At 64.3% G+C, this 15,850-nt stretch carries 15 protein-coding genes; 4 read left to right on the top strand and 11 right to left on the bottom strand.

All coding sequences use genetic code 11. The annotated features are described in order from the left end of the window. Window positions 1–63 precede the first annotated feature (63 nt). Window positions 64–810 (top strand): peroxide stress protein YaaA, encoded by a 747-nt coding sequence (yaaA, locus tag RHO23_RS00420; protein ID WP_057966560.1) that lies wholly within the window; start codon window positions 64–66, stop codon window positions 808–810. On the opposite strand, the gene RHO23_RS00415 is transcribed toward yaaA, so the two are convergent. From RHO23_RS00415 to RHO23_RS00400, 4 genes are all read right to left on the bottom strand, one after another. Next, window positions 800–2,638, bottom strand: coding sequence for a hypothetical protein (locus tag RHO23_RS00415; RefSeq protein ID WP_423488505.1), 1,839 nt, complete (start codon window positions 2,636–2,638; stop codon window positions 800–802). The genes yaaA and RHO23_RS00415 overlap by 11 nt on opposite strands. Window positions 2,639–2,739: 101 nt before the next feature. Then, window positions 2,740–3,126, bottom strand: a complete 387-nt coding sequence (locus tag RHO23_RS00410; protein WP_198536807.1) for a DUF779 domain-containing protein — start codon at window positions 3,124–3,126, stop codon at window positions 2,740–2,742. A gap of 28 nt (window positions 3,127–3,154) precedes the next feature. Beyond that, the gene (gene adh, locus RHO23_RS00405) at window positions 3,155–4,672 is read right to left on the bottom strand and encodes an aldehyde dehydrogenase (RefSeq protein ID WP_070923755.1); all 1,518 of its coding nucleotides are present in this window, start codon (window positions 4,670–4,672) and stop codon (window positions 3,155–3,157) included. Window positions 4,673–4,848: 176 nt separating this feature from the next. Continuing rightward, on the bottom strand, window positions 4,849–5,514 hold the full coding sequence (locus RHO23_RS00400; RefSeq protein ID WP_423488504.1) for a hypothetical protein: 666 nt from the start codon (window positions 5,512–5,514) through the stop codon (window positions 4,849–4,851). 236 nt (window positions 5,515–5,750) lie between these two features. Here RHO23_RS00400 and RHO23_RS00395 point away from each other — a divergent pair, with 236 nt between their 5' ends. Continuing rightward, a complete protein-coding gene (locus RHO23_RS00395) occupies window positions 5,751–7,751 on the top strand; it encodes an MDR family MFS transporter (protein ID WP_064407890.1) in 2,001 nt (666 codons plus the stop codon). On the opposite strand, the gene RHO23_RS00390 is transcribed toward RHO23_RS00395, so the two are convergent. Beyond that, window positions 7,714–8,265, bottom strand: coding sequence for a TetR/AcrR family transcriptional regulator (locus RHO23_RS00390; protein ID WP_057966564.1), 552 nt, complete (start codon window positions 8,263–8,265; stop codon window positions 7,714–7,716). The genes RHO23_RS00395 and RHO23_RS00390 overlap by 38 nt on opposite strands. Window positions 8,266–8,356: 91 nt before the next feature. Between RHO23_RS00390 and RHO23_RS00385 the strand changes: the two genes are divergently transcribed. Next, on the top strand, window positions 8,357–9,268 hold the full coding sequence (locus RHO23_RS00385) for an LLM class flavin-dependent oxidoreductase (protein WP_423488503.1): 912 nt from the start codon (window positions 8,357–8,359) through the stop codon (window positions 9,266–9,268). A gap of 17 nt (window positions 9,269–9,285) precedes the next feature. Here the strand turns inward: RHO23_RS00385 and RHO23_RS00380 are convergent, their stop codons facing one another. From RHO23_RS00380 to RHO23_RS00365, 4 genes are all read right to left on the bottom strand, one after another. After that, the gene (locus tag RHO23_RS00380) at window positions 9,286–9,573 is read right to left on the bottom strand and encodes a hypothetical protein (RefSeq protein ID WP_030094381.1); all 288 of its coding nucleotides are present in this window, start codon (window positions 9,571–9,573) and stop codon (window positions 9,286–9,288) included. A 113-nt stretch (window positions 9,574–9,686) separates the two neighbouring features. Further along, on the bottom strand, window positions 9,687–10,130 hold the full coding sequence (locus RHO23_RS00375; protein ID WP_030094380.1) for a type II toxin-antitoxin system Rv0910 family toxin: 444 nt from the start codon (window positions 10,128–10,130) through the stop codon (window positions 9,687–9,689). A 36-nt stretch (window positions 10,131–10,166) separates the two neighbouring features. Continuing rightward, complete coding sequence (locus RHO23_RS00370) at window positions 10,167–11,219, bottom strand: lipase family protein (RefSeq protein WP_423489138.1); 1,053 nt, start codon at window positions 11,217–11,219, stop codon at window positions 10,167–10,169. Window positions 11,220–11,325: 106 nt separating this feature from the next. Beyond that, window positions 11,326–11,541, bottom strand: coding sequence for an antitoxin (locus RHO23_RS00365; protein WP_030094378.1), 216 nt, complete (start codon window positions 11,539–11,541; stop codon window positions 11,326–11,328). A gap of 54 nt (window positions 11,542–11,595) precedes the next feature. Between RHO23_RS00365 and RHO23_RS00360 the strand changes: the two genes are divergently transcribed. After that, window positions 11,596–12,429, top strand: coding sequence for a class I SAM-dependent methyltransferase (locus RHO23_RS00360; RefSeq protein WP_070920501.1), 834 nt, complete (start codon window positions 11,596–11,598; stop codon window positions 12,427–12,429). A gap of 5 nt (window positions 12,430–12,434) precedes the next feature. On the opposite strand, the gene RHO23_RS00355 is transcribed toward RHO23_RS00360, so the two are convergent. Beyond that, entirely contained in the window at window positions 12,435–13,109 is a 675-nt protein-coding gene (locus tag RHO23_RS00355) for a slipin family protein (RefSeq protein ID WP_423488502.1), read from the bottom strand. Window positions 13,110–13,419: 310 nt separating this feature from the next. After that, on the bottom strand, window positions 13,420–15,825 hold the full coding sequence (locus RHO23_RS00350) for a cation-translocating P-type ATPase (protein WP_423488501.1): 2,406 nt from the start codon (window positions 15,823–15,825) through the stop codon (window positions 13,420–13,422). Window positions 15,826–15,850: the final 25 nt, after the last annotated feature.

The raw sequence follows: 15,850 nt of genomic DNA, 5'->3' as shown, positions 1-15,850 counted from the left end.
AACTCATCGCAGCTGTTGACCCGCTGCGCCGTAAGCGGCGGCCAGTTCGCTACGGTCTGTGGCGTGATCGTGTTGCTACCACCCTCAGAAACCAAACGCGAAGGTGGAGATCATGTTCCTCTGCGCCTGGACAAGCTGGCCACGCCGTCGCTGAATCCGGTGCGCGCGGCACTCGTCGACGAACTCGTCGCCCTCGCCGCCGACCCTCCGGCATGCAGGAAGGCGCTGGGCATCTCGGCGTCTCAGGACGCCGAAATCCAGCGCAATGCCGAGCTGCGGGTCTCCCCCACGATGCCTGCCCTGCAGCGGTACACCGGCGTGCTGTACGACGCCCTGGACGTGACGTCTCTGCGCGGCGCCTCCGCGACACGTGCACGCGAACGCCTCGCTGTCGGCTCGGCACTCTTCGGACTGCTACGCGCCGACGATCCGGTGCCTGCCTATCGGCTGTCGGCCTCGTCCAAGCTGCCCGGAAAGCCGTCGTTATCCGCCCGGTGGAAGCCGGTACTGGAACCTGTCTTGGCGGAGCTGGCCGCCGACGAACTGGTGGTGGACCTGCGCTCAGGCTCGTACGCGGGATTGGGGCGGCTACCGCAGGCGATAACCGTTGACTGCCTCACAGAGCATCCCGATGGGCGACGCACGGTGATCACCCATTTCAACAAGGCGCACAAGGGAAAACTGGCACGTATCCTCGCCGGCAGCAGAGCCGAACCCAATGACGCCGCCTCAGTGGCTGCGGTTGCCCGTCGCGCCGGACTTCATATCGAACGCGACGGCAACACGCTCACGATCATCGTCAGTCAGTAGACCCCGAGTGTGACTTGCCCTCGGAGGAATGCGTCTTTCCTTCGGAGGAATGCGAACTCCCTTCCGACGACGGTGAGCTCTTGCCGGTCGACGGCTTCTCCGTCGAGGGCTTCTCCGCAGGCTTATCGGACGTACCACCCACGGAGGGGGTCGATCCTTCGCGAACCTTGGTCGCCGTAGACGCAGCGGGCGTCTTGCTGTCCGTTTCTGCCCCCTTGGATCCCTCGGTCGTCTTGGTGCCGCCGGTGGTGGTGGTTCCACCGGGTGTCGACTTCAGGCTGTCGCGGACGACCTTCACCGGGCTGCTGGCGGGTTCCGGCTTAGTCTCCGGCTTGACCGATTCGGGCTTGGTCTCCGGCTTGACCGCAACCGGCTTGGCAGGCTCGGGCTTCGTAGACGCTGCCGCCGCCGGATCAACCTTGGGCTCAACAGCCTTAGCCGGCTCGACAGCCTTCGTCGGGTCAACGACCTTCGTCGCGTCAACGGCTTTCGTGGGATCGACAGCCTTCGCCGGCTCGACGACCTTCGTGGGGTCAACGACCTTCGTCGGATCTACAGCCTTAGCCGGGTCAACCTTAGGCTCGACGGCCTTAGCCGGATCAACCTTGGGCTCAACAGCCTTAGCCGGATCTGCCTTCGTCGCATCGGCAGGGGCGTCAGCGGGCTTGGCCTCATGCTCGGTTTTGGGCGCCTCTGCGGGCGTCTCGCCAGGCCTCGCTCCGTGCTCCGTGTGCTCGGTACTGGCAGTTTTCGCATCAACGTCGCGCTTTGTGGTCTCGGACTTCTCGGACGCGGTTTCCGGCTTGGTGACAGCCTGATCGACCTGCTTCGAGGAGGTCTCCGGCGTGGTCCCTGGATCGGTCCCGGGTAGCGATATCTTCGGGACCTGCCCCAGCAGGCCGGACAAGTCGTTGAGCGCGGCGGCAATCACCGTCGGCACACCCTCGGTGTTGCCGATGATCGCCTGTACCGGAACCGTGATCGGCAGCGCCAGCACATGCAGCACCGCGAACGCCAACTGCGCAAAGTAGGAGGGCGTGCCAAACGCGGGGCGCGGGCCCGGGAAGTTGGTCGGCAAGGGATCTGGCGCCGGAGCCGGAGCCGGCTCCTCAGTGGCGGGCGCTTCGGCCTCCGCCGCCGCGGTCTTCGGCAACAGCGAGGAGGCCTCTGCGACCTTCTGCTGCGTTTCCGCCGCCGGTTGCTGCGATGAGAACCCTGGTATCTGGCCCAGCAAGCCCGATAAGTCATTGAGTGCCGCGGCTATCACCGTCGGCACACCCTCGGCACTGCCCAGGAAGAACTGCACAGGCACCGTGATCGGCAAGGCCACAACGTGGAACACCGCAAAGGCCAACTGCGCAAAGTAGGACGGGGTGCCAAACGCAGGCCAATGGGTCCCCGGGAAGTTGGTGGGTGGCGCCGGCTCGTCGGCCGCGGGCGGATCTGTGGGCTGCTCGACGGGCGGATCTACCGGCTGCTCCACCGGCGGATCGACAGGATCGACGGCGGCTGCGGTGATCGCCGGAGCCGAACCGGTCGACGCGGCTTGTGACGCCTTGAGGAGTTTGGCGACTGTCCCGATGAGTTCGCCGCTACTCGGCACCCCGGTAGCCACCGGATTCGATTGCGCCCCAGCATCATTCTGCGGGGCAGCCACCGCCAGCAAGTCAGAGAACGACGTGAGAGAAACTGCCCGATTCGTCACGGAATGTGTTGTGGCCGTGGCGGTTAGAGAAGGGACCGGCCGCACGGTGCGCGCATCCAGACCTGTCCCGACACACAGACTGCACACCGCAGCAACCGCAGCAGTTCGAATAGCTACATACACTGGATGACACTCCCCTACGACCGACCCGACCAGACAGCCTCCGACAAGGGCAAACTACTACCTCTGCGGGCAACCGACAACACGAAGGAATCGGCAGCGCCTCACCCGTCGGCGCCGGTCCTGACCGGCTGATTCGCCAACGCGAGCACCTCGTCATCGGTGAACAACCTCGACCGGATAAGGAAACGCACCCCCTCCGGCGCCTCCAGCGAAAATCCAGACCCTCGCCCAGGCACCACGTCCACCGTCAAATGTGTATGTGACCAGTACTCGAACTGGTCGGCGCTCATCCAGAACGGTGTACCCCCGCTAACCTCGCCGAGCAACACATCCGAGGCACCCACACGAAATTCTCCGCGCAGGTAACACATCGGCGCGCTGCCGTCACAGCAGCCGCCGGACTGGTGGAACATCACAGGCCCATGTCGAGCCACCAGCGAAGCCAACAGCTCGGCCGCCGCCGCAGTGAGCTCTACTCGATTGATCAGGGCCGGACTTCCTTCGCGTGAGCGCGCATCAGAAGAAGCCCGCGGCGTCGGGCGAGTAGCTCACCAAGAGGTTCTTGGTCTGCTGGTAGTGGTCGAGCATCATCTTGTGGTTCTCGCGGCCGATACCGGACTTCTTGTAACCGCCGAACGCGGCGTGCGCAGGGTACTGGTGGTAGCAGTTTGTCCACACCCGGCCCGCCTTGATGCCGCGGCCCAGCCGGTAGGCGTTGGTCATATCGCGCGACCAGACCCCCGCGCCGAGGCCGTACAACGTGTCGTTGGCAATCTTCAGCGCCTCGTCCAGTGAGTCGAACTTCGCCACGGAGAGCACCGGGCCGAAGATTTCTTCCTGGAAGATGCGCATGTTGTTGGTGCCGGCGAACACGGTCGGCTGAATATAGGCACCATCCGGGTAGTCGGCAACCTTTCGGGCGTCCCCACCGGTGAGCACCTGTGCGCCCTCTTTTCGCCCAATATCGATGTAGGACAAGATCTTTTCGTACTGATCGTTACTGGCTTGCGCACCGATCATGGTGTCCTCATCGAGCGGATCCCCACTCACGATGGCTTCGACACGCGTGATCGCACGCGCGATGAACTCGTCATAGATGGACGAATGCACCAGCGCCCGTGAGGGACACGTGCATACCTCGCCCTGATTGAGTGCGAACATCGTGAAGCCTTCGAGCGCCTTGTCCAGGAACGCGTCATCGGCGGCCATCACGTCGGGCATGAAGATGTTGGGGCTCTTGCCGCCAAGCTCCAAAGTGACGGGGATGATGTTCTCGGTCGCGTACTGCATGATGAGGCGCCCGGTGGTGGTCTCACCCGTGAAGGCGATCTTGGCGATGCGCGGGCTGGAGGCCAGCGGCTTACCCGCCTCGACACCAAACCCGTTGACCACATTGACTATTCCCGGCGGGAGTAGATCGGCGATCAGCTCCATGAGCACCAGGATCGAGGCGGGCGTCTGCTCGGCGGGCTTGAGGACCACACAGTTTCCCGCCGCCAGCGCCGGCGCCAGTTTCCAGACAGCCATCAACAGCGGGAAGTTCCACGGGATGATCTGGCCGACGACCCCCAGCGGCTCATGGAAGTGGTAGGCCACGGTGTCGTGGTCGATCTCTGAGATCGATCCCTCCTGAGCGCGCAGCACTCCGGCGAAGTAGCGAAAGTGATCGATCGCCAGCGGTATGTCGGCATTGAGGCTCTCGCGGATCGGCTTGCCGTTATCCCAGGTTTCCGCGACCGCGAGTCGCTCGATGTTCTGTTCCATGCGGTCGGCGATCCTGAGCAGCGTGTTGGACCGCTCGGCCGCTGACGTATTGCCCCATGCCTCGGCCGCGGCGTGGGCGGCGTCCAGTGCCTTGTCGATATCCGGCGCGGTACTGCGGGCGACCTGAGTGAACACCTTGCCGTCGATCGGCGAGGAATCATCGAAGTACTGGCCATCCGACGGGGCAACCCACTCGCCACCGATGAAGTTCTCGTACCGGGGCGCGAAAGTGACTGCGCTGCCTTCGGTTCCGGGTGCTGCATGCTTCATTGCCTGCTCCTGTCGGTCATCGATGCGAGCCCTGTGACGTACGTTACACCCAGGTCGGGAGTGGGGGTACGGCCGCCGCTCACATGCATTCCCACCCACCGGGAGGCGCGTGGAAGGACCCGACCAACAAGTCATCCAGACGCGTGAAAAGGTCGCCGCTCCCGCGTTCAAGCCCGTCACGTTGCCACAACTCCCACACCCGCCCAGAATCGGCGTCGCCGATATCTACACATCCATCCACGCCACTGCACAGTTGCGATACGGAGGAGATCAACCAGGTCGGGCCATTGGTCTCGCGGCAGGATGAGTTGTCCGTCGGCCCCCATCGCACTGACCCAGAAGTCGCCGGCGAAGTCGTCATGTTTGTAGAAGTTGTCGATGGTGCACAGACTTTCGATGGTGACCAGACCGCGGTCGTCACCGTGCAATGTCTTAAGGAAGCCGTTGTGCAGATCCGTATAGATGCGACGGAGGCCACGCGGTATCCGCTCCCAGATGACCGGTCTCACCACGACATTGACCGCCTGCCAGGCGCCGAACCGTTCAAGCGCGGGTATGAAGACCACTTGCCGAGCCCAGTTCACACCAACACGGCCTCGCGCAGTGGAATCATCCACAGGGGCTAGCCCAAACCGGAATTGCCAATCAGACTCCTGATCCCCACTCCCCGCGATGGCGTACATCAGGGCGAGGCTTGAGAACTCTGCCTCCTTACCGCTCACACGAACCACCACGACGTCGGCACAGTGCGCATCCAGCAGTCCGATCAACCGGAAGAAGCCGTCCGGCGCCACCTCACGCCACAACACCAGTGCTTCTCTCGCCGCCTCGCGTCCGGACAAAGACGCGATACCTCGCCACGCCTGCGGAAGGCCTGGCGTATCCGATCCGACCGGCTCGATATGAAGCCGAGGAAACACCCTTGGCAACGCAGCAACTACCGAACTACGTCTTGTACTGGGCCCATCGGCCATGTGGGCAAGAATAGGCGAATAGCAAATCGAATACCTTAGAGTGGGTAACGATGTCTACGCAGTCACCTGAGCCCGAAACAGTCGATCAGGAAGCCGCGAGCTCCATGATCAGCGTGCAGCGCCGCAACCTCATCTTCGTCGCGGTCCTGCTCGGGATGCTCCTGGCCGCGCTGGACGGCACCATTGTCGCCACCGCCCTGCCCACTGTCGTCGCCGATCTCGGAGATGCCGGGCACCAGTCGTGGGTGGTCACCAGCTATCTGCTGGCCTCCACCGTGGCCACAGCCGTCATGGGCAAGTTCGGTGATCTCTTCGGACGGCGCGCAGTCTTCATCGCCTGCATCGTCATCTTCGCGGCCGGATCACTGCTCTGCGGCATGGCCGGATCGATGGCCATGCTGGTCGGTGCGCGTGCGATCCAGGGCCTCGGCTCGGGTGGACTCATGGTGACGGCGACCGCCCTCATCGGCGAGATCATTCCCATGCGCGAGCGCGGCCGCTATCAGGGCATGCTCGGGGCGGTCTTCGGGGTGACGACCGTGATCGGCCCGCTGTTGGGCGGACTGTTCACCGATCATCTGGGCTGGCGCTGGGCCTTCTACATCAACCTGCCCATCTCGGTGGTGGTGATCGTGGTCGCGGCTGCCGCCATCCCGGCTCTCGCCAAGGCGACGCGCCCCGTCATCGACTACTGGGGCATCGTGCTCATCGGATTGGGCGCCTCGGCACTGACATTGGCGACCAGCTGGGGCGGCACCACCTACCCCTGGTCCTCACCGGTGATCATCGGACTGTTCGTCAGCGCGGTCGCCGCGATAGGCGTGTTTGTCTGGGTGGAATCCCATGTGTCCGAACCGATCCTGCCACCGCGGCTATTCCGCGACCCGGTCTTCACGATCTGCTGCGTGCTGAGCTTTGTCGTTGGTTTCGCCATGCTCGGAGTGATGACATATCTCCCGACGTTCATGCAGTTCGTCAACGGTGTCTCGGCCACCGTGTCGGGCATGCGCACCCTGCCCATGGTTGCGGGCATGCTCATCACCTCCACCGGAACCGGCATCCTGGTGGGCCGCACCGGCAAGTACAAGATTTATCCCGTCCTCGGCACCGCCACCATGGCTGTCGCACTGGTGCTGCTGTCCAGGATGGACAATTCGACGCCCTTCCTGCTGCAGTCGCTGTATCTGCTCATTCTGGGAGTGGGCATCGGCGCCTCGATGCAGGTACTCACCCTCATCGTGCAGAACACGGCCCGATTCGACGATCTGGGCGTCGCGACCTCCGGTGTGACGTTCTTCCGCACCATCGGCAGCTCATTCGGCGCCGCGATATTCGGGTCACTGTTCTCCAATTTCCTTGCACGCGAGATCAGCTCAGTAAAAGTGCCACCCGAGGCCACCGCGTCACCGCAGGCACTGCACGCACTGCCACACGATGCCGCGATACCGGTCATCAACGCCTACGCCGACTCACTGGACCTTGTGTTCCTTTGCGCCACACCTGTTGCCGTCATCGGCTTCGTCGTCGCACTGTTCCTCAAAGAGGTCCCGCTGCGCGGGACCGACTCGGCCCTTGCCGCCGATATGGGTGAGGGCTTCGGCATGCCCAACTCGTTCTCACCAGACAAACTGCTGGAGATCGCGATCAGCAATGCCATGCGCGGATTCCCGCATATCGGCCTGCATAAGCTACGCGAACACGCGGGTGTGTCGATGCCCATCGCGCCACTGTGGGCCCTGGTGCAGGCCAACCGATTCCTGCGCGCCACCGGGTCTGCCGAGGTGTCCCGAATCGCGCAGTGGTACCGGATACCGCCGGAGGTCATCGACCCCGCCTTCAACGAACTCGTCGAAAACGGGTACGCCCTGCGCACCAACGACCACGTCTGGCTCACCGATCCCGGACGCCAGGAAGTCGACAAGATCAGCGAGGCAATAAACCAGTACTTGGTCGAACGACTCTCCCGCACACCCGATTTCGAAGATCGGGCAGACCGTGAGCAGATTCAGGCAGCACTTGAACGCATTTCGCGGCGAATCGTCACCGACACCGATTGGCGCGAGAACCCTATTCCTGCGTTACCTGGGGCGTCACCAGGCCGGTGAGCAACGCTTCAATCCCGGGGCGCGGATTGAAATTCGGCGACGGGTTGGCCAGCTGCTGGTAGATGATGCCCGTCAGATAGTCCTGAAAGATTTCCGCATGCAGCTCAGGGGTTATCGGGTCGACTTTGCGCATGAGCTGCAGTGTGCGGGGAATCTGCGCATCCCGGCCCCGCTGCAGCGGCTCTCGCAGCTCGGGATGGCTCCACCCCTCCATGAGAAGCGCCATGTACGCGCGCACCCGGGTACTCATCATTCCGACGGCCCCGTTGGCGTACGCAGTGCCGATACCGACCAGATCAGCCACTGTCGTCGGATTGATCTCGGTGACAAGCGCCCGCCAGAAGGCCCGGCGAAGCTTCTCGATCTCCACAATGACACCCAGCAGCAGCGCATCGCGTGTACGGAAATGATTCGACGTAGTACCGCTCGGGACGTTCGCCGCCGCATCCACCGAGCGATACGTAAGACCCCCGACACCCATGGTGCCCGCCACCTCAATGGCGGCCGCGATCACCTCTGCCCGCCGACCCCTTGGTTGCTCCTCCACCGTTTCGAGGGTAGTACGCAATAACGGCGATATGTGCACCGGCTCTAGGCTGGAAAACATGCGCTTCTCGATATGGGGACAAACCAACCAATCCTGGACAGATCTGCTGGATATCGCCCAGTACGCCGACGGCGGATCGTGGCGTGCCTTCTACGCCGCAGACCACTTCATGGCGCACTCGGACACCGCCGAACAGCGCACCGACTTCCACGAAGCCACCGCGATTTTTGCCGCGCTCGCCGCGGCCACCTCACGGATCCGGCTCGCTCCCCTGGTGCTGTCGATGACCTTCCGGCATCCGGCGGTGCTTGCCAACTGGGCGGCCACCGTCGATCACGTGAGCCAGGGGCGCTTCACACTCGGACTGGGCGCCGGCTGGCAAGAGAACGAACACCAGCGCTACGGGCTCGAACTCGGCAAGCCCGGACCGCGCGTCGACCGGTTTTCCGAAGGGCTGCAAGTGATTACCGGCTTGCTCAATGAGCAAGCCACCACGGCGAACGGCGCGTACTACCAGCTGGCGGAGGCCATCTGCGAACCCAAGCCGTTGCAGCGCCCGCTACCCATCCTCATCGGCGCCACACAGCCGCGCATGCTCGGCCTAACCGCCCGTTACGCCCAGGAGTGGAATCAGTGGTCCACGCCCGGAGCGTTCCGTGACGTCTCGGGCCGTCTGGACGCCGCAGCCGAGAAGATCGGCCGCGATCCTGCGACGATTTGGCGTTCCACCCAGGCCCGCATCATCGTCACCGACAGCCCGCAGTCCGAGGCACGCGCCGCGGAAACTGCTGCGACATCACCGATTCCGGTGCTGTACGGCACCGCAGACCGCATCGCGGAGCAGATGGCACCGTGGGCACAGGAGGGTGTTGACGAGGTGATCCTGCCGGATCACCTGTTGGGCACCGGGTCAGCTCGCCGGGACGCCTACGACGCCCTGGCGCAGGCCCTTAGGCCGCTCGCGGACTGACGTCCGGCCGAGAGGGCTTAGTTGCCCCAGCCGCGCTGGCCGTCCCAGCCACCACAAACGCCGTTGTAGCAGCCGTGGCCCCAGCCACCCTGCCCTGGGTTCCATCCGCCGCATACGCCGTTGTAGCAGCCACCGCCGCCACCTGCGTCACCGCTGCCTGAGCCGCCGGGATCGGCAAGAACCACCTGGTTAGACGTGGTTGTCGGCACCCCGGTGGTCATCACGGCGGCGGGCGCAGCAGCGATCAGTACCGCGCCAGCACCTGCGGCGAACACCGTTCCGATGAACTTCCGTGTGATTGACATATATCCATATTGCTCCTTGTTCGGGAGCATGCCAACAACCGACACCAACTCGATACGGAGCCAATCACAAACGGTCGCTTACGTTTTCGCAGGTAGAACGCAAAAAACGGCGATTATGAGGCGGACGCAAAAACTTGAACAAACTTCGACAGCGAGGCGTCGATGTCACTGCGCAACGCTGCCGCCACCACCGCGCCGATCGGGCCGAACATCGCGGGACCGCCCAAATGCAGGGTGAAGTCGACGACCGAACCCGGCCCCTTCGGGGTGATCGTCACCCGGAGCTTGACCTTCACGCCACCTCTGCCCTGTCCCTCCAGCGACAGTCCCGTCGGAGGGTCGTACTTCTTAAGAGTCCACCTGACCCGGTTGTACATGCCCTTCACACACACGATCGAGTCGATCACCGTGCCCGTTTCCAGCGTCTCGGGCAACGCGCTGCGCCAGGCGGTGTGAACACTCAGCCATTCATCGAAACGCCGCAGATCCGAGGCGTGCTCCCAGGCCTCCTGCGGAGGGAGGGGCACATCGATGGAGGAATTCAGTTTGGCTGCCACGTCGGCAGACGATACCGGAGCGACTTCAACAGACGGCTAGCAGTTACTAGGGGGCGGGATCCCGGCAAACCGATCCGCGATCCACTGCACCCCCAGCCGCTCCCCTTCGGGGTCCACATGGCCCTTACCAGGCGCCACGATCTCCTGGACGGTGTCGCCCAATGCGCAGGCCCGTCGCACCGCGGTGTGGATCCAGCGCGCGTCGATCAGCCGATCGGCCCCACCCGCGTAGACGAGCATCGGGCCGGAAGCCGGCCCCAACGGCAACGAGATCCGCTTCAACGCGCGCGCGAAGATCTCCGCATCCTGCGGCGTGGTGCGGTGAAAATCGTTGGCGCGCAATCTACCTATGGCCGCCGCCCGCGCCGGATCCAGCCCGTTATGACATCCCAGCAGCAGCGCCTTATCGTGCGGATTGTCCTGAAAAGAGCCGTGCAGGAAGTTCTCCGGCCTCAGCTCGGGGACCGTGACCGACAGCCCCGTGAGCAGCGTGGGCATCATCGAGAGCTGGCTCCAGTCGTACCGTCCGTCACCGACGTGCGTCGCCATCTCGGTCAGATCTGCCGCCGGGGACAGGTTGGCCGCACCCACAAAGTCCAGCTCCGGGGCATAGTCGCCTGCGAGCTCGGCGGCCGCCCAGGTCGCCTGGCCACCCTGGGACGCACCGATCGCCGCCCATGTCGTCGACGACCCGGGAATCAGCGACATCGCGGCACGCGCCGCGTCGACGACGTTGAATCCTTCGGATCGCGGCTCCAGATACGGATGCGGGCCAGGTACGCCCAGCCCCTCGTAGTCCGTGATGGCCACCACCCAGCCGCGTTTGGTGAGGTTGCGCACCAACCAGATGTAGCCGCGCAGATCGGGAGCACGCGAGACCGCGCACTCGTCATCCAGACCGGTGGTGCCGTGTCCCACCGACACAATGGGCCAACCTTGTTGTGGAGGTTGACCTTTCGGTGAAAACACGACACCCGTCACCTCAGTGGGGGTGCCGGTGGCACCCGAGGTCGACATGTAGCGGATGAGGTGGCCGTCGGCGAGGGCATCCAGATCAGGAGCCAGCGACAACGGCGCATCGGAAAGCACCTCACCCGGCGGCGGCGAGGGAGGCGGAGGTGCAACACCTTCCGCCTCTACCCGCGCGCAGGCCGCCGTGACCAACACCAGCGCCGCCAGCAGCGGCGCCAGTCGGTTACTGAGCGTCGCCGTCCTTAGGAGCTGCGGCCCCTTCGACCTTCTCGACCGCGCCCTTGGCGGCGTCCTGCACCTTGTCCACCACCGCCGAGTACTTGCCACCGGTCTTGGAGTCGATGGCGTCGCCGACCTTGTCGACGGCCTGGTTCACCTTGTCCTTGTTGCCCGCCAACAGGCTCTTGAGCTTGTCGATGAGGCCCTTGAAATCAGCCATGTGAGGTTCTCCTTCGGTCTGGGACGGCGCAACTGTAGTACGAGTTCGCGGCGTATGTTGGGTCGAGTGACGGACCGCGTGAAAATCACGCTGAGCGGCGCCCCAGAGACCATGCTGGCCACCCTGTACGGCCGGGCACAGGACGCCGTGTCCCCGAATTCGGTTCTTCATGACCACTACGCCGCCGAGGCCGTCGGTCGTATCGACTACGACTTCTCCAAAACCAAGATCAAAGGAACCCAGGCGATTGGGGTGGCATTACGCGCCCGCCAACTCGACGTCTGGACCTCGGAGTTCCTCGCCGCACACCGGGAAGCGACGGTGCTGCATCTGGCCTGCGGGCTGGACACCCGTATCTTCCGGATCAATCCGCCCGAGACGGTGCGCTGGGTCGATGTCGACTACCCCGACATCATCGCGCTGCGGCGCGCGTTGCTCCCCGAACGCGGTGGGGACTACCGGATGTTGGGCAGCTCGGTCACCGAGGAGTCATGGCTGGACGATATCCCCGCAGATCGCCCCACGCTCGCGGTGTTCGAGGGTTTGACGATGTACCTGACGCAGGCCGAGGGACAGTCCCTGATCCGGCGGATCACCGGCCGATTCCCCAGCGGACAGCTGGCTTTCGACTGTTACGGCAGCATCGGAATCACGCTGCAGAAGCTTGTCCCCGCGGTGCGTAACGCGGGCGCCACCCTGCACTGGGGTATCGACGACCCCGGCCAGATCGAGGCATTACATCCCGGGCTGCACTGCCTCGACGACCTGCGCAGCACCGACGTGGCAGGTGAGGAGCACCTGCCACTGTCGGGCCGCATCCAGATGAAGGTGATCTCGCATATCCCTGCCCTGCGCGATATCGGCAGGATCATGCGGTTCTCCTTCTAGGGCACTCAGCGGTTGAGGACAACCATGGCCTTGCCGTCCGCCACCGACTCCAGGGTCCGCAGCTGCAGCAGCTCCGGATTCTCCCGCAGCAGCTTGGCGGTGTTAGCCATCGAGCGCAGCACGGCAGCCTCGGCGCGGGCCCGCTCCAACTCGGCCTTACCCGCCTCCCGGGCCAACAGCGGCCCGGCCAGTGCCTTACGTACCTCGCCGGACAGCATGATGTCCTTGACGACGAACCGGGTCACCGTGACGCCGAAGTCCTCGGCCTCGGCCGCGAGCCTCGCAACGGCATCGGCGCCCAGAAACTGTCCCCGCTGAGCCAACAGCTCATCGAGCGTCAACGCAGCGACGGCGTCACGCACCCGCAGCTGAGCACGCAGGTAGATGCCCCAGTGCACCGAGCCATTCTCGGCGGTGGCGAAAACGTCCGGCATGGACACCTTGTATTCGACCGCCGCCGATACCTTCACGGTGAAACCATCGACGGTCAGCACATCTTGACCGACCACCTGAATCGACTGCGCACGCATGTCCACGGTGACCAAGGTGTCGGTACGCGGGCGCGTGTAATGCACGCCTGGTGTCAGCACCGCCTTGAACACGCCGTCGCGGTACAGCACACCGCGCTGCCATTGCATGATCGTGATCTTCTGCCCGAAGATCTCTTCCCACATACTCATCCTTATTCACCTCTCTTACCTCTGACGTTGTAATTCCGTTGCGGAGGAACGACTTCCGGGCCGCATCGCGAGCCGGCGGGGGGAAGTCGCCGTAGCGTTCCCCGCAGGGCCGATCCGTGAACCGTAAGGCGCACGGCCCGGAAGCCATCCCGTGAGGGACTCGAACCCCCTAGCCTGAGGAGGCGTGCCGACAAGGCGAAGACCCAACACGCGGTACGCCGACCGGCGATGCCGGGACGCCGCTTGATCTCCGCGTCAGCAAAGATAGCGAACAGCTGCGATGCCGCGCACCCGAATTATCTGCGGCGACTTAGTCGTCGTCGGTGGCCCAGAAATGGCGGGGCTGACCAGACCACTTGCCCTGCAGCCACCACAACACCTCGATCACGGCGGCCGCCGCAACACCGATGCCCAACGCGGGCCCGGTGACCGCCGGATTGCCCGGATCGAGCATGAATGTCTCTCGCGCCAAGGGGATCGCAAAGATCACCGCGTAGCCCAGGCCCGAGAACGCCACCAGCGCCACCCGCCACCAGCGATAGGGACGTGCCACCACGGCGAGCACCCACACCGCCGCAACAAGTTCGGTGATCAGCGCGGCGGTCGACGCCTGCGTGCTGTTCCCCGTGACGTGGAGAATCTGACGAGCCAACAGATAGGACAGGAACGTCGCGATGCCCACCGTCAGGCCGGACGGGATTGCCGACATCATCACCCGACGCACGAATCCCGTCTGTGCGCGTTCATTGTTCGGCGCCAGCGACAGGATGAACGCCGGAATACCGATGGTGAACCAGGCGGCGATAGTGACGTGTATCGGCTGGAACGGAAACGGCACCGCACCGTAGTGGAAGATCTTCGAGCCCAGTCCCGCGAGCCCCACCGTCAGCGCAAGCAGCACCGAGTACACCGTCTTGGTGAGGAACAGGTTGGAAACCCGTTCGATGTTGCCGATGACGCGCCGCCCCTCGGCAACCACATAGGGCAGGGTGGCGAACTTGTTGTCCAACAAGACAATCTGAGCCACCGCGCGCGAGGCCGAGCTACCGGCGCCCATCGCCACACCGATGTCGGCATCCTTGAGCGCGAGCACGTCGTTGACACCGTCACCGGTCATCGCCACGGTATGGCCGTGCGACTGCAGCGCCTTGACCATCGCCCGCTTCTGGTCGGGCCGCACCCGCCCGAAGGTGGTGGCATCGGCAAGGGTGTCGGCCAGCTTGTCGGTATCAGAAGGCAGGGTGCGCGCGTCGATGGCGGCGCCGGAGAGCCCCAGCGTCTGAGCCACCGCGCTCACCGACACCGCGTTATCACCGGAAATCACCTTGATCGAGACATGCTGAGAGGCAAAGTATTCAAGGGTGTCGCGCGCATCGGGGCGAATCTTCTGTTCCAACACCACCAGCGCACGTGCGGTGATGGCACCGGGTGCGTGGGCGTCGTCGACCGGCAGCTCCGCCGAGGCGAGCAACAGCACCCGCAGGCCCCGGGAACCGATCTCTTCGGCCGCCGTAGCGATCGGGTCGGTCGGGTCCAGAAGTACATCGGGGGCACCGATCACCCAGTTGCCGTACTCACCGTAGGATGCGCCGCTCCACTTCTTGGCCGACGAGAAGGGCGCTATCGCCGTCGACTTCCAGCCCGGCGGGGTGGCGTATGCCTCGGCGATAGCGGCGATACTTGCGTTGGGCCGCGGGTCATCGGCCGCCAGTTGCGACAGCGCCGTCAGCGCATCCGCCTGATCATCGCCGCCGTCCAGCGTTTTCACATCCGAGAGCCGCATCCCATTCTCGGTGAGGGTGCCGGTCTTGTCGGCGCAGACCGTGTCCACCCGGGCCAGCCCCTCGATGGCGGGCAGCTCCTGCACCAGGCACTGGCGCCGACCCAGGCGAATCACACCCACCGCGAAGGCGATTGACGTCATCAGCACGAGCCCCTCGGGAACCATCGGGACCAGGGCACCCACCATCCGGAGTACCGATTCCTGCCAACTGTCATCGGTGGTGAACAGCTGGGTGTAAATGATCAGCGCACCCGCGGGCAACAGCAGGTAAGTGATGAACTGCAGGATCTTGTTGATGCCGTTGCGCAATTCGGAATGCACCAGGGTGAACTTGGACGCCTCCTCGGCCAGCTTGGCCGCGTATGCCTCACGGCCCACCTTGGTCGCCCGGTACGCGCCGCTGCCCGCCACCACGAAGCTGCCCGAAAGCACCGGAGAGCCAACGGTCTTGTCGATGGGGTCGGCTTCTCCGGTCAGCAGCGACTCGTCGACCTCAAGAGCGGCCTCCTCGATGACCTCGCCGTCCACCACGATCTGATCGCCGGGCCCCAGCTCGATGATGTCGTCGAGAACCACTTCGTTGGGCGCGAGTGCTGTCGCGGCACCGTCGCGGCGCACCATGGGACGGGTCTGACCGACGATCGCCAGCTTGTCGAGCGTCTGCTTGGCGCGCAGCTCCTGAATGATGCCGACGGCACTGTTGGCGATGATCAGCAGACCGAACGCACCGTTGATGACCGAGCCGGTGGACAGCACGATGACCAACAGCACCCCGAGAATGGCGTTGATCCGGGTGAACACGTTGGCTCGCACGATGTCCGACACACTGCGTGCCGCACGCGAGGGGACGTCATTGGTCTTCCCCTGCGCCACGCGCTCAGCGACGTCAGCGGCGGTCAATCCGCCAACGGTCAATCCCTCGATCGTTGCCACCCCTGCAGAGTAGCGACCGGCGCGC

The sequence above is a fragment of the Mycobacteroides sp. PCS013 genome (assembly GCF_049532645.1).
GTDB lineage: Bacteria > Actinomycetota > Actinomycetes > Mycobacteriales > Mycobacteriaceae > Mycobacterium > Mycobacterium gwanakae.
Note: the sequence above shows the minus strand (reverse complement) of the source record. Positions and strands in the feature narration are given on the sequence as shown.

What these genes read in the sequence shown, in the direction of transcription:
- RHO23_RS00360 (WP_070920501.1), top strand. Translation starts at nt 11,596, where the DNA reads ATGTTGGGTCGAGTGACGGACCGCGTGAAAATCACGCTGAGCGGCGCC.
- adh (WP_070923755.1), bottom strand. Translation starts at nt 4,672, where the DNA reads ATGAAGCATGCAGCACCCGGAACCGAAGGCAGCGCAGTCACTTTCGCG.
- RHO23_RS00365 (WP_030094378.1), bottom strand. Translation starts at nt 11,541, where the DNA reads ATGGCTGATTTCAAGGGCCTCATCGACAAGCTCAAGAGCCTGTTGGCG.
- RHO23_RS00385 (WP_423488503.1), top strand. Translation starts at nt 8,357, where the DNA reads ATGCGCTTCTCGATATGGGGACAAACCAACCAATCCTGGACAGATCTG.
- RHO23_RS00395 (WP_064407890.1), top strand. Translation starts at nt 5,751, where the DNA reads ATGATCAGCGTGCAGCGCCGCAACCTCATCTTCGTCGCGGTCCTGCTC.
- RHO23_RS00380 (WP_030094381.1), bottom strand. Translation starts at nt 9,573, where the DNA reads ATGTCAATCACACGGAAGTTCATCGGAACGGTGTTCGCCGCAGGTGCT.
- RHO23_RS00355 (WP_423488502.1), bottom strand. Translation starts at nt 13,109, where the DNA reads ATGAGTATGTGGGAAGAGATCTTCGGGCAGAAGATCACGATCATGCAA.